The sequence below is a fragment of the Streptomyces sp. NPDC057900 genome, assembly GCF_042887885.1.
Classification (GTDB): Bacteria; Actinomycetota; Actinomycetes; order Streptomycetales; family Streptomycetaceae; genus Streptomyces.
The window spans coordinates 386512-399409 of the sequence record NZ_JBHVOI010000005.1; the positions used below are offsets into that span (position 1 = coordinate 386512).

Here is a 12898-nt window from a genome sequence, read left to right on the forward strand (position 1 = left end):
AGGTCAGCCCGGCAGGCCCCATTTCGTCCACGCCCCGTTCGACGGCACGTCGCGCGGGTCCGTCGGGCCCCGGTGGGCGCCCCTCGGGGTGATCAGCGCGGTGGAGCCGCGCGGCAGGTCGATCGTGATCCGGCCCGGCCCGCTCTCGTGCCAGCGCAGCGGGCGGCCGCGGCCGTCCCGCACCTCGACCGGCCCCCGGACCGAGTGGTCCAGGGTGAGTGGGGCGCCCGCCTCGCTGCGCACCCGTACCCAGCGCGTGGCACCGCCCGAGCGGTCGGCGTCCACGAGGAAGGCGCCCTGGGTGCGCAGGGACGCGAACGACGCGTCGGCCCAGCGCTCCGAGACGGACGGGAAGACCTTCACGACGCCCTCGTGTCCCTGCACCACCATGTCGAGCATCGACTGTGCGGCGGACAGCGGGCTCTCCAGGGCCAGGTTCTTGCCCTCCCGGTACATCGTGTTGACGGTCATCCCACAGTCCGCGACCACCTTCAGATCGGTGAAGAAGGTCAGGAAGTCGAGCGCCTTCTCCGGCTCGTCCATCACCGAGTACATCGAGGACGCGGTCGCGTAGCTGTAGCCGTGCCACAGCTCCCGCATCGAGACCCAGTGGTCCGTGGAGCGCCGCATGAGGTCGCGGTCCCCGGCCCGGTCCCAGCTCCGTTCCCGCAGCGGGTACAGCCAGAGCAGGTGCGAGTGGTGGCGGTGCGAATCGGCCAGCGGGACGCCCTTGCCGATCATCACACCGGCCGCCGGGTCCTCGGCGTAAGGGGTGAGGCGGCGCTCGATGTCCTGCCAGCGCGCGAGCCGGGGGTCGTTGTTCCGCAGCAGCTTCGTGGACGCGATGAGGGTGCGTACGCCCCAGCGGATGAGCGAGAGGTCGTAGGTGCAGTCCTCGGCGTTGGCGTACTCGGGGGAGCGGGTCTCCAGCAGGTGCAGCCTGCCGTCCGGGCCCTCGTGCAGGAAGTGCGCGTAGAAGTTGACGGCCTTGGCGAGGACCGGGTGCACGACGTCACGCAGGACGGACAGGTCCATCGAGTGCCGGTAGGACTGCCAGACGTTGCGCAGCGCCCAGATGAGGTTGCCGAAGTTGTCGGAGACGTGGTCCGAGCCGGGGGCGCCGACGTCGTACGTGTCGCCCGCGCGCAGCTGCCAGTCGGAGGGGTGGCCCAGCGCGTAGCTCTGGCCGTCGCGGTACGCGGCCGGGACGGAGGCCGGGAGGTTGTCCTCGAAGCGGCGGAACGTGCTGGTCACCGAGTCGAGTTCGGGATGGTTGGAACCGTGGACCGGGGCCATGCCGATCTGGACGTTGAGATTCCACCAGACGGCCGTCCAGTTGTTGCCGACCTCGGGGAACCAGGGGCCCCACTCGGAGATCGTCGGCCCCCCGGCCCTGGTCGAGGCGGCGAGCTTGTAGAGCTGGAGGATGTAGAAGCTCTGCAGCCGCTTGTCCGGTACGGAGAGGAAGCTGCGCCGGTAATAGGCGTGCCACCAGCGGCGGTGACGGTCCACCAGCTGGTCCGGTTCCGTGGCCAGGGTGCGGTCCACGGCCCGCAGCGCGTCGGCCGTCGCCCGCGACACCTGGCCGGGGAAGCGGTACACCAGGTGGGCGGCGAGCAGCCGGCCCGTGCCCTCGCGCCGCTCGCGCCATGCGGTGGTCCAGCCGCCGCCCGCGAGCAGCGGCTGTTCGACGAAGCCGTCGCCGGTCCGGGGGTCCGGGTTGGGCGTGTAGTCCTCCGGTTTCCCGCTGTTGCGGGTGGTGGCGGCCGGCAGCCACTGGAAGGACCAGGCCGAGACCTCCTCGCCGGGGCTGGGCCGGGTGGAGACCAGTAGGGCGCTCGTGTCGTTCTGGACGAGGGCGGAGAAGGCCAGGGAGCCACGGGTGGTGGTGACGGTGCCGCGCAGCTCGGCGTCGTACGGGTCCAGGGTCCAGTCGACCCCGGTGATCTCCCCGGCCAGGGTCAGGGTGAAGTACCCGATGGGCAGCCGGGAGAAGCCGATGCCGCCGCGCCACTGGCCGCGCTGGTCCTGCACCTGGCTGTGGTTGATCATCAGCTTCAGGGTGTTGGCGGACCCACCCGCGTAGAGCTGGGCGCCGAGGTAGCCGTTGGCGAGGAACGGGGCCTCCTGCCAGCCGGTGGGGAGGGTGCGCCAGGTCATGGCGGCGTCCCGGGCGGTCTTCTCGTGGACGGTTTCCTCGTGGGCTCCGGGGCCGGGCCGGCCGGTGGGCGCGGAGGTGGCCGCCGCCCATCCGGTGGGGGAGCCGGCGAGCCAGAACGCGGAGGTGCCGGCTGCGGCCGTGCCGACGAAATGCCTTCGGGAGAACGCGGTCACGTGGTCTCTCCTGCCAGTCATGTATGTGGTGAGAGTTCTCGTCCCTGAATACGCACGCCGCATACTGCCCTCCCGCAGAGAGCGGCGGAAGGGGGCTGACAGCAGAAACATCGGAGGAATGATCGGTCAGGAGGGCTGCGCGGAGGGGGTGTTGCCGGGATTGCGGGCCTTGCATGGCAGGCTGGAACCCCGTATCGGCCGATCACCGAGGCCGGTTCGCCGCGCTCGGAAGGCACCTCGTGGACCAAATGGCCCTGTTGCTCCTGCTGTTGCTCGGAGCGGTGGTGACCGTGCCACTGGGGGACAAGCTGGGGCTGCCCGCGCCGGTGCTGATGACGCTCGCGGGCGTCGGGATGGCCTTTCTCAGCTTCGTGCCGAATGTGGACATCCCGCCCGAGATCATTCTTCCGGCGCTGCTTCCGCCGCTGCTCTACGCCTCTGTGCAGCGCACTTCCTGGCGGCAGTTCGCCGCCAATAAACGACCGATCTTTCTGCTGGCCGTGGCGCTGGTCTTCCTGACGACGGCGGCCGTGGCCGCGGTCGCCAACGCGATCGTCCCCGGGCTGCCCATCGCCGGCGCCGTCGCGCTCGGCGCGCTCGTCGCACCGCCCGACCCGGTCGCGGCGACCGCCGTCGCCGGTTCGGTCGGGCTGCCCCGCAGGCTCGTCTCCATCCTGGAGGGCGAGGGGCTGTTCAACGACGTGACCGCGATCGTGCTCTACCACGTGGCGATCGCGGCCGCGGTGAGCGGCACCTTCTCGCTCCCGGAGGCGTTCGGGCTGCTGATCCTGTCCGCTGTCGTCGCGGTGGCGGTGGGCGTCGCGCTCGGCTGGCTCACCATCAAACTCATGGGTCTGCTGGGCGATGCGACGCTCCAGGTCGGACTCACCCTGCTGGTGCCCTTCGTCAGTTACGTGCTCGCGGAGGAGCTGATGGGCTCGGGCGTCCTCGCCGTCCTCACCACCGCGCTCTTCCTCGCCGAGCACACCGCCGACGCCGACGACGTGCTCGGCCGGCTCACCGGCCGCACCTTCTGGGAGATCGTCGACACCCTCGTCACCGGCGTCGCCTTCGGACTGATCGGCCTCGAACTGCACAATGTCTTCGGCACGGCCGACGGGCGCGAACTGGAGATGGCCGGCTGGGCGCTGGCCGTCGTCGCGGTCGTCGTCGGTGTCCGGCTGCTCTATCTGCTCCCCGCGACCTGGCTGGCCAAGCGGCTGCACACCCGCCGCGACGTCAGCGAGGAGATCCCCACCGGCTGGCGGGAGACCGTCGTCATGTGGTGGGCCGGGATGCGCGGGGTGGCGTCGGTCGCGCTGGCCCTCGCGATCCCGCTGAAGACGGACGACGGAAAGCCGTTCCCGGGCCGCGACGAGATCGTCTTCATCGCCTTCGCCGTGATCATGGTGACCCTGGTCTTCCAGGGCCTGACCCTCCCGTGGCTGGTGCGCAAGCTGCGGGTCAAGGCGGACACCGACGCCGAGGAGGCACTGGAGAAGGACCTCGCGATCCGGGCCGCCAGGGCCGCCAAACAGCGGCTCAAGGAGATCCAGGAAGTTGAGGAGTTCCCCGAGGACGTCGTGGAACGGCTCCAGCGCCTCGCCTACGACGTGGGGGCCCGGATCAGCCCCGACATGGTCGACGACGAGCGCCGCGAGGCGTACGCGAAACGCGCCGAGCGGTTCAAGGCCGTCAGCCGCATCCAGCGCGAGATGATGTCGGCCGCCCGCCACGCGGTGCTGGCCGCACGCAGCGAGGCCGGGGCCGACCCCGAGATCGTCGACCGGGTGCTGCGACAGCTGGACGTACGCAGCCTGCGCTGACCCGCGCGCCCCGACCTGCTGACGCCCTGACCCGCTGACCCGCGACCCGGACGGGCCCGGTCAGCGGCGTCCGGTCAGCCGCCCCGGTCAGCCGCGTCCGGTGCGGGGCGCCCTGTCCCGGGCCGCCTGCTTTCCGTTCGGGTGGGTGCTGACCGGCCACCCGTCCTCCGGCGGCAGCGCCGCGGGCGCCGTCGCGACGCGCGGCAGGGCGTACGGATGGTGATCGCGCAGCCAGCCGATCAGCTGCTCCCGGACCGCGCAGCGCACCGTCCAGATGTCGTCCGCGTCCTTGGCCGTGACCACCGCGCGCACCACGACGGTCGACGGGGTGGTGTCGGTGACGGCCAGCGACCAGTTCCGGCCGTCCCACGCGGCGCACTCGCCCAGGATGTCCCGCAGCTGCTCCCGCATCGCGGCGACCGGCGCCGAGTGGTCCAGGTGGAAGAAGACCGAACCGGTCATCTGGGCCCCGCCGCGCGACCAGTTCTCGAAGGGCTGGCTGGTGAAGTACGAGACCGGCATGGTGATCCGCCGCTCGTCCCAGGTCCGTACCGCGAGGAAGGTCAGCGTGATCTCCTCGATCGTGCCCCACTCGTCGTCCACCACCACCGTGTCCCCGATCCGCACCATGTCGCCGAAGGCGATCTGGAGACCCGCGAAGAGGTTGCCGAGCGTGGACTGGGCGGCGACACCCGCGACGATGCCGAGCACACCGGCAGAGGCCAGCATCGAGGTTCCGACCGTGCGCATGGCGGGGAACGTCAGCAGCATCGCGGCGACCGCGATCGTCGTCACGATCGCGGTGACCACCCGCTGGATCAGCGTGACCTGCGTCCGGACCCGCCGCACCCGCGCCGGGTCCTGGGTGTTCGCCGCGTAGCGCGCGTACACCGAGTCCACCACCGCGATGGCGATGCGCAGCACCAGCCAGGCGGAGGCGCCGATCATCACCAGCGTCAGCGCCTGGCCGATGCCCTTGCGGTGGTCGGTGATCAGGTCGAGCCCGGTGTGGGTGTAGCCGGCTCGCAGCAGCGCGGTGCACAACGTGAGCTGGAACGGTATGCCGCAGCGCCGCAGCAGACCCCACAACGGGGTCTCGTGATGGCGCCCGTCGGCCCGTCTGAGCAGCAGGTCCACCAGCCAGCCGACCAGCAGTGCGATCGCTACCGAACCGCCGATGGTGATCAGCGGACGCAGGAGGTCCTCCATCCTGTCGTTCTCCAAGCTTTCGACGGTAAATGGCACCATAGGCCTCATGAACATCATGCTTTTCCACTCGACGTACGGTCTGCGCCCCTCGGTGCACGCGGCCGCCGACCGGCTGCGTGCAGCCGGGCACGAGGTGCGCGTTCCCGATATCTTCGCGGGGCACACCTTCGAAACCGTCGAGGAAGGACTGGCCTTCCAGCAGGAGACGGGCAAGGAGGAGCTGCTCAAGCGGGCTGTGCTGGCCGCCGCGCCCTACTCCGACTCCGGGCTGGTGTACGCCGGCTTCTCGTTCGGCGCGTCCGTCGCCCAGACGCTGGCGCTCGGGGACGCGAAGGCGCGCGGGCTGCTGATGTTCCACGGTACGTCGGACATCGCGGAGAGCGCCTCGGTGGACGAGCTGCCGGTACAGCTGCATGTCGCGGACCCGGACCCGTACGAGACGCACGACTGGCTGAACTCCTGGTACCTCCAGATGCGGCGGACCGGGGCCGACGTCGAGATCTACCGCTACCCCGGCGCGGGGCACCTGTTCACCGACGCCGAGCTGCCGGACTTCGACCAGGCCTCCGCCGAGCTGGCCTGGAAGGTCGGGATCGGTTTCCTCGCCACGCTGTGAACACCCCGAAGGGCCCCGCGCGGTGTTCCGCGCGGGGCCCTTCGGTGATGCTGATCGTGGTGCGGATCGCGGGGTGGGTCAGCCCTTCAGCGCCGCGGTGATCGCGGTGTTGAAGTCCGCCACGCTCATCGGCGCGTTCTTGTTGTCGGAGCCGGTCAGCGTCTTGCCGTCCATCTTCAGCGTCGGGGTGCCCTGGACGCCGCTCTTGTCGAAGGTGGCGGACATCTTCATCGCCCAGGTGTCGAACTTGCCGTCCTTGACGTTCTTCTCGAACCCGCTGTTGCCCTTCAGCGCGTCCACCGTGTCGGCGATCTTGAGCAGGTACGAGTCGTCCTTGAACTTGTCCTCGGTCTCCGAGGGGTGGTACTTCGCCGAGTAGAGCGCGTACTTGTAGTCGAGGAAGGCCTCGGGGCTCACGTCGAGGGCGGCGCCCAGCGCGCTCAGCGCGTTCTTCGAGCCCTCGCCGTTGTCGCTGTTGTCGATGAACGTGGCACCGACGTACTTGATCTTGTACTTGCCGGCGTCGACGTCCTTGTGGACGGTCTCACCGACCGTCTGCTCGAACGTGGCGCAGATCGGGCAGCGGGAGTCCTCGTACAGCTCCAGGGTCTTCTTGGCGGTCGACTTGCCGACGACGACGGTCGTGCCGTCCTTGCCCGAGGTGTTCTTCGGCACGGAGACGTTCTTCGCGTCGGCCACGTCGTCCCAGTGGTCCGGCTTGTTCAGCTGCATCACGCCGTAGCTGACGCCCGCGGCGATCGCGAGGACGGCGACGATCGAGACGCCTACGACGACCTGCCGGCGGGTCTTGTCCTTCTTGGCCTGGCGCTCGCGCTCGGCGCGCAGCCGCTCGCGGGCGGCGGACTTGTTGGCCTGGCTGTTGCGGTTGCTCATGTCTGTTCTCCGTGGGGTACGTGGTCGTGCGTGGTCGGGGACTCCTGCTCAGGCGGTGGCGCAGGCCGAGCGCGGCGGTCCCCTCCGTCCCACGGAGTGCACGAGGAGGCGGGCCGGTGCGTGCGCGTGCGGGCCACGCGGCGCCGGCCGGACCGGACGGCGTACCCGGTGACGGGCCGTACCCGCCACGGCGACCGCGACCAGCAGCGGCCGGAACGCCAGTAGCGCGAACGCGCCCAGCAGCCCGGCGAGCGCCAGCTCACCGCGGTGCAGCCAGGCCGCGGCGAGCAGCCCGACGGTGACATGGGCGGCCAGCAGCAGCCATGGCACCAGGGGCCCGGGGGAGGCGAGCAGCGCGGCGGCGCCGTGCCCGGAACCGGCCACGGAGGCGAGCGGGGTGCCCACCCCGCCGACCCCGGCGAACGCCGTCGCGCCCGCGCCGACGTCACCGCCGCCGCAGAACACATCGACGCCCACCGAACGCAGCGGGCCGGTGATCGGGCCGCCCGCGGCGCCGTAACAGAGGTGCTGACCGGTGGTGAAGACGGTGTCGGCGGCCAGCTCCAGCGGCACCAGCAGCCCGGCGATCGCCCCGAAGCCGCGCTCCCGGCCGGCCAGCGCGTACGCGACGGCGAAGACCCCGCCGGCCAGCACCGCCAGGAGCGGCAGGGGCAGCGGGACCTGGGAGAGCAGCACGTGGGACGCAGCCGACAGCGTCACGACGAGCGCTGTGAAGAGCGCCGCGCGTACGAGCCTGAGCTGCGTCCCGGATATGTCCATCGTCGAGGAGTGTCGCATGCGAACCTGTAAGCGAGCCCTAAAGCCGCGGACCTCCTGTCCTCACAACCCCGGGATCCGGCCGTTGCGGAACAGGTCCACGAAGATCTGGTGATCGGCGCGCGCCCGTGCGCCGTAGCTGTGGGCGAAGTCCACCAGCAGGTCCCCGAAGCCCTCCTCGTCCGCCGCGATCGCCGCGTCGATCGCCCGCTCGGTGGAGAACGGCACCAGGGAGTGGCCGCTCTCGTCGTCCGCCGCGGAGTGCATCGTCGCCGTCGCCCGGCCGAGGTCGGCCACCACCGCCGCGATCTCGTCCGGCTCGTCGATGTCGGACCAGTCCAGATCGACCGCGTACGGCGAGACCTCCGCGACCAGCTGTCCCGCGCCGTCCAGCTCGGTCCAGCCCAGCCACGGGTCGGCGTGCGCCTGGAGGGCACGCTGCGAGATGACCGTGCGGTGCCCCTCGTGCTGGAAGTACTCCCGCACGGAGGCGTCCGTGATGTGCCGGGAGACCGCGGGGGTCTGCGCCTGCTTGAGGTAGATCACCACATCGTTCTCCAGGGCGTCGCTGTTGCCCTCCAGAAGGATGTTGTACGAGGGCAGCCCGGCCGATCCGATGCCGATCCCGCGCCTGCCGACGACGTCCTTGACCCGGTAGGAGTCGGGCCGGGTCAGGCTCGACTCCGGCAGCGTCTCCAGATAGCCGTCGAACGCGGCGAGCACCTTGTAGCGCGTCGCCGCGTCCAGGTCGATCGCGCCGCCGCCGTCCGCGAATCTGCGCTCGAAGTCACGGATCTCGGTCATCGAGTCGAGCAGCGAGAACCGGGTCAGCGCACGGGCGTCACGCAGCGCGCCCAGCAGCGGGCCCTCCGCCGTGTCGAGCGTGAAGGGCGGCACCTCGTCATTCTTCGCGCCCGTCGCCAGCGCGTGGATCCGCTCCCGGTAGGCCGCCGCGTAGACCCGGACGAGCTCGGTGATCTGCTCGTCGCTCAGCGCCTTCGCGTAGCCGATCAGGGCGACGGACGCGGCGAAGCGCTTGAGGTCCCAGGTGAACGGGCCCACATAGGCCTCGTCGAAGTCGTTGACGTTGAAGACCAGCCGGCCGTTGGCGTCCATGTACGTGCCGAAATTCTCCGCGTGCAGATCGCCGTGGATCCACACCCGGCCGGTGCGCTCGTCGAGATACGGGCCGCCGTGCCGCTCCCGCTCCAGATCGCCGTAGAACAGGCACGCCGTACCCCGGTAGAAGGCGAAGGCCGAGCCCGCCATCTTGCGGAACTTGACCCGGAAGGCGGCCGGATCGGCGGCCAGCAGCTCACCGAAGGCGGTGTCGAAAACCTCTAGGATCTGCTCCCCGCGCTGCGCTGCGCCGGTCTGCGTTTCCGACATCTCTGGGTGCCTCCTGGTACCTGGCGTGCGTGACGACGTACATGACAAATGGGACGGGCGTCCTCGCCCTTTCAACGCGCGACCGTATCGCGGAGTGCCCGTCACTCGTGACCCGGGAGACGTAGACTTCCACGCTGTCCCCCCAGCCGACATTCGCAGTTTCCCCGGAGGCACAGCGCCGTGACCAAGCCGCCTTTCACGCACCTTCACGTCCACACCCAGTACTCGCTGCTGGACGGTGCCGCGCGGCTCAAGGACATGTTCGAGGCGGCGAACACGATGGGCATGTCGCACATCGCGATGACCGACCACGGCAACCTGCACGGCGCCTACGACTTCTTCCATTCGGCCCAGAAGGCCAATGTGACGCCCATCATCGGGATCGAGGCGTACGTCGCCCCGGAGTCGCGCAAGCACAAGCGGAAGATCCAGTGGGGTCAGCCGCACCAGAAGCGCGACGACGTCTCCGGTTCCGGTGGTTACACCCACAAGACGATCTGGGCGTCCAACGCCAAGGGCCTGCACAACCTCTTCAAGCTGTCCTCCGACGCCTACGCCGAGGGCTGGCTGCAGAAGTGGCCGCGGATGGACAAGGAGACGATCTCCCAGTGGTCGGAGGGGCTGATCGCCTCCACCGGCTGCCCCTCCGGTGAGGTGCAGACCAGGCTGCGGCTCGGGCAGTTCGACGAGGCGGTGCGGGCGGCCTCCGACTACAAGGACATCTTCGGCGAGGGCAAGTACTTCTTGGAGCTGATGGACCACGGCATCGAGATCGAGCGCCGGGTCCGCGACGGGCTCCTGGAGATCGGCCGGAAGCTGGACATCCCGCCGCTCGTCACGAACGACTCGCACTACACCTACGCCAACGAGGCGACCGCGCACGACGCGCTGCTGTGCATCCAGACCGGCAAGAACCTCTCCGACCCGGACCGTTTCCGCTTCGACGGCACCGGCTACTACCTGAAGACGACGGACGAGATGTACGCCGTCGACTCCTCGGACGCCTGGCAGCAGGGCTGCGCCAACACCCTGCTGGTCGCGCAGCAGATCGACACCACCGGGATGTTCGAGAAGCGCGACCTGATGCCGAAGTTCGACATCCCCGAGGGCTTCACGGAGATCACCTGGTTCCAGGAGGAGGTCCGGGTCGGGATGGCGCGCCGTTTCCCGAACGGCGTCCCCGACGACCGGCAGAAGCAGGTCGAGTACGAGATGGACATCATCATCCAGATGGGGTTCCCGGGGTACTTCCTGGTCGTCGCCGACTTCATCATGTGGGCGAAGAACAACGGCATCGCGGTCGGCCCCGGCCGTGGCTCCGCCGCCGGATCGATCGTCTCGTACGCGATGGGCATCACCGACCTCGACCCGATCGAGCACGGACTGATCTTCGAGCGGTTCCTCAACCCCGAGCGCGTCTCCATGCCCGACGTCGACATCGACTTCGACGAGCGCAGGCGCGTCGAGGTGATCAGGTACGTGACCGAGAAGTACGGCGCCGACAAGGTCGCCATGATCGGCACCTACGGCAAGATCAAGGCCAAGAACGCGATCAAGGACTCCGCCCGCGTCCTCGGCTACCCGTACGCGATGGGCGACCGCCTCACCAAGGCCATGCCCGCCGACGTCCTCGGCAAGGGCATCGACCTCAACGGCATCACCGACCCCAAGCACCCGCGCTACAGCGAGGCGGGCGAGATCCGGGGGATGTACGAGAACGAGCCGGACGTCCAGAAGGTCATCGACACCGCCAAGGGCGTCGAGGGCCTGGTCCGGCAGATGGGCGTGCACGCCGCTGGCGTCATCATGTCCAGCGAGCCGATCGTCGACCACGCCCCGCTCTGGACGCGGCACTCCGACGGCGTCACCATCACGCAGTGGGACTACCCGCAGTGCGAGTCGCTCGGCCTGCTCAAGATGGACTTCCTGGGGCTGCGCAACCTGACGATCATGGACGACGCCATCAAGATGGTGAAGTCCAACAAGGGCATCGACCTGGAGATGCTGGCCCTCCCGCTGGACGACCCCAAGACGTACGAGCTGCTCTGCCGGGGCGACACGCTCGGGGTGTTCCAGTTCGACGGCGGGCCGATGCGTTCGCTGCTGCGCCAGATGCAGCCCGACAACTTCGAGGACATCTCCGCCGTCTCGGCCCTGTACCGGCCGGGCCCGATGGGCATGAACTCGCACACGAACTACGCCGAGCGCAAGAACGCCCGCCAGGAGATCACCCCGATCCACCCGGAGCTGGAGGAGCCGCTCAAGGAGGTCCTCGGCCTCACCTACGGCCTGATCGTCTACCAGGAGCAGGTCCAGAAGGCCGCCCAGATCGTCGCCGGGTACTCGCTCGGCGAGGCCGACATCCTGCGCCGCGTGATGGGCAAGAAGAAGGCCGACGAGCTGGCGAAGAACTTCGTCCTGTTCGAGGCCGGTGCCAAGAAGAACGGCTTCTCCGACGCCGCGATCAAGGCGCTCTGGGACGTGCTGGTCCCGTTCGCCGGATACGCCTTCAACAAGGCGCACTCCTCCGCGTACGGCCTGGTCACCTACTGGACCGGATACCTCAAGGCGAACTACCCCGCCGAGTACATGGCGGCGCTGCTCACCTCGGTCAAGGACGACAAGGACAAGTCCGCCGTCTATCTCAACGAGTGCCGCCGCATGGGCATCAAGGTGCTCCCGCCGAACGTCAACGAGTCGGAGTCGAACTTCGCCGCCCAGGGTGACGACGTCATCCTGTTCGGGCTGACGGCCATCCGCAACGTCGGCCAGAACGTCGTCGACTCGATCATCCGGTGCCGCAAGACGAAGGGGAAGTACAGCAGCTTCCCCGACTTCCTCGACAAGGTGGAGGCGGTCGTCTGCAACAAGCGGACCGTGGAGTCCCTCATCAAGGCCGGTGCCTTCGACGAGATGGGCCACACCCGCAAGGGGCTCGTCGCCCACCACGAACCCATGATCGACAACGTGGTGCAGGTCAAGCGCAAGGAGGCCGAGGGCCAGTTCGACCTCTTCGGCGGCGGCGAGGAGGACAGCGACGAGCCGGGCTTCGGGCTCGACGTGGAGTTCTCCGACATCGAGTGGGAGAAGTCCTATCTGCTGGCCCAGGAGCGCGAGATGCTCGGGCTCTACGTCTCCGACCACCCGCTCTTCGGTATCGAGCACGTGCTGAGCGACAAGTCCGACGCCGCGATCTCCCAGCTCATGGGCGGCGAGCACAGCGACGGCGCGATCGTCACCGTGGGCGGCATCATCTCCGGCCTCCAGCGCAAGATGACCAAGCAGGGCAACGCCTGGGCCATCGCCACCGTCGAGGACCTGGCCGGTTCCATCGAGTGCATGTTCTTCCCCGCCACCTACCAGCTGGTCTCCACCCAGCTCGTCGAGGACACCGTCGTCTTCGTCAAGGGACGGCTCGACAAGCGGGAGGACGTGCCCCGGCTCGTCGCCATGGAGATGCAGGTCCCCGACATCTCGAACGCGGGCACCAACGCCCCCGTGATCCTGACCATCCCCACGGTCAAGATCACCCCGCCCATGGTCAGCCGGCTCGGCGAGGTGCTCAACAGCCACCGCGGTGACACCGAGGTACGGATCAGGCTCCAGGGCCCCCGCAAGACCACGGTGCTCCGGCTCGACCGCCACCGGGTGAAGGCCGACCCGGCGCTCTTCGGAGACCTGAAGGTGCTGCTCGGCCCGTCCTGCCTGGCCGGCTGAGCCGCCGGACCCGGCACACACGCACGAGAGGGGCGCCCCCCGCAAACGGGGGGCCCCCCCCCGGGCGAACCGCCCGGGGGCGGAACCGGGGGGTGCCGGGAGGTGTTGGCGCACCGCCCCGGGTTGGTAAGCGCCA

General features: G+C 69.3%; 8 protein-coding genes. 3 read left to right on the plus strand and 5 right to left on the minus strand.

From position 1 onward, the window contains the following. Positions 1-3: 3 nt before the first annotated feature. Entirely contained in the window at positions 4-2334 is a 2331-nt protein-coding gene (locus ACFVQ0_RS21990) for a hypothetical protein (RefSeq protein ID WP_390090427.1), read from the minus strand. A gap of 239 nt (positions 2335-2573) precedes the next feature. On the opposite strand from ACFVQ0_RS21990, the gene ACFVQ0_RS21995 reads away from it, so the two are divergent. Further along, positions 2574-4160, plus strand: a complete 1587-nt coding sequence (locus ACFVQ0_RS21995; protein ID WP_390090429.1) for a Na+/H+ antiporter — start codon at positions 2574-2576, stop codon at positions 4158-4160. A gap of 87 nt (positions 4161-4247) precedes the next feature. Here ACFVQ0_RS21995 and ACFVQ0_RS22000 read toward each other — a convergent pair whose 3' ends face one another. Then, positions 4248-5369, minus strand: a complete 1122-nt coding sequence (locus tag ACFVQ0_RS22000; protein WP_390090759.1) for a mechanosensitive ion channel family protein — start codon at positions 5367-5369, stop codon at positions 4248-4250. A gap of 37 nt (positions 5370-5406) precedes the next feature. Here ACFVQ0_RS22000 and ACFVQ0_RS22005 point away from each other — a divergent pair, with 37 nt between their 5' ends. Beyond that, the gene (locus ACFVQ0_RS22005) at positions 5407-5985 is read left to right on the plus strand and encodes a dienelactone hydrolase family protein (RefSeq protein WP_390090761.1); all 579 of its coding nucleotides are present in this window, start codon (positions 5407-5409) and stop codon (positions 5983-5985) included. Between the two features lie 78 nt (positions 5986-6063). On the opposite strand, the gene ACFVQ0_RS22010 is transcribed toward ACFVQ0_RS22005, so the two are convergent. Genes ACFVQ0_RS22010 through ACFVQ0_RS22020 form a run of 3 tightly spaced genes read right to left on the minus strand, consistent with a single transcriptional unit; the run spans position 6064 to position 9045 of the window. Next, positions 6064-6879: a DsbA family protein gene (locus tag ACFVQ0_RS22010; RefSeq protein ID WP_390090431.1), complete on the minus strand. Its 816-nt coding sequence runs from the start codon at positions 6877-6879 to the stop codon at positions 6064-6066. Positions 6880-6927: 48 nt separating this feature from the next. Then, a complete protein-coding gene (locus tag ACFVQ0_RS22015; RefSeq protein ID WP_390090433.1) occupies positions 6928-7659 on the minus strand; it encodes a hypothetical protein in 732 nt (243 codons plus the stop codon). Between the two features lie 60 nt (positions 7660-7719). Then, positions 7720-9045, minus strand: a complete 1326-nt coding sequence (locus ACFVQ0_RS22020; protein ID WP_390090435.1) for a DUF2252 domain-containing protein — start codon at positions 9043-9045, stop codon at positions 7720-7722. Between the two features lie 180 nt (positions 9046-9225). Here ACFVQ0_RS22020 and dnaE point away from each other — a divergent pair, with 180 nt between their 5' ends. Further along, a complete protein-coding gene (dnaE, locus tag ACFVQ0_RS22025; protein ID WP_390090437.1) occupies positions 9226-12762 on the plus strand; it encodes a DNA polymerase III subunit alpha in 3537 nt (1178 codons plus the stop codon). The last annotated feature ends 136 nt before the right edge of the window (positions 12763-12898 follow it).

What these genes read in the sequence shown, in the direction of transcription:
- ACFVQ0_RS22000 (WP_390090759.1), bottom strand. Translation starts at nt 5,369, where the DNA reads ATGGAGGACCTCCTGCGTCCGCTGATCACCATCGGCGGTTCGGTAGCG.
- ACFVQ0_RS22010 (WP_390090431.1), bottom strand. Translation starts at nt 6,879, where the DNA reads ATGAGCAACCGCAACAGCCAGGCCAACAAGTCCGCCGCCCGCGAGCGG.
- ACFVQ0_RS22015 (WP_390090433.1), bottom strand. Translation starts at nt 7,659, where the DNA reads ATGGACATATCCGGGACGCAGCTCAGGCTCGTACGCGCGGCGCTCTTC.
- ACFVQ0_RS22020 (WP_390090435.1), bottom strand. Translation starts at nt 9,045, where the DNA reads ATGTCGGAAACGCAGACCGGCGCAGCGCAGCGCGGGGAGCAGATCCTA.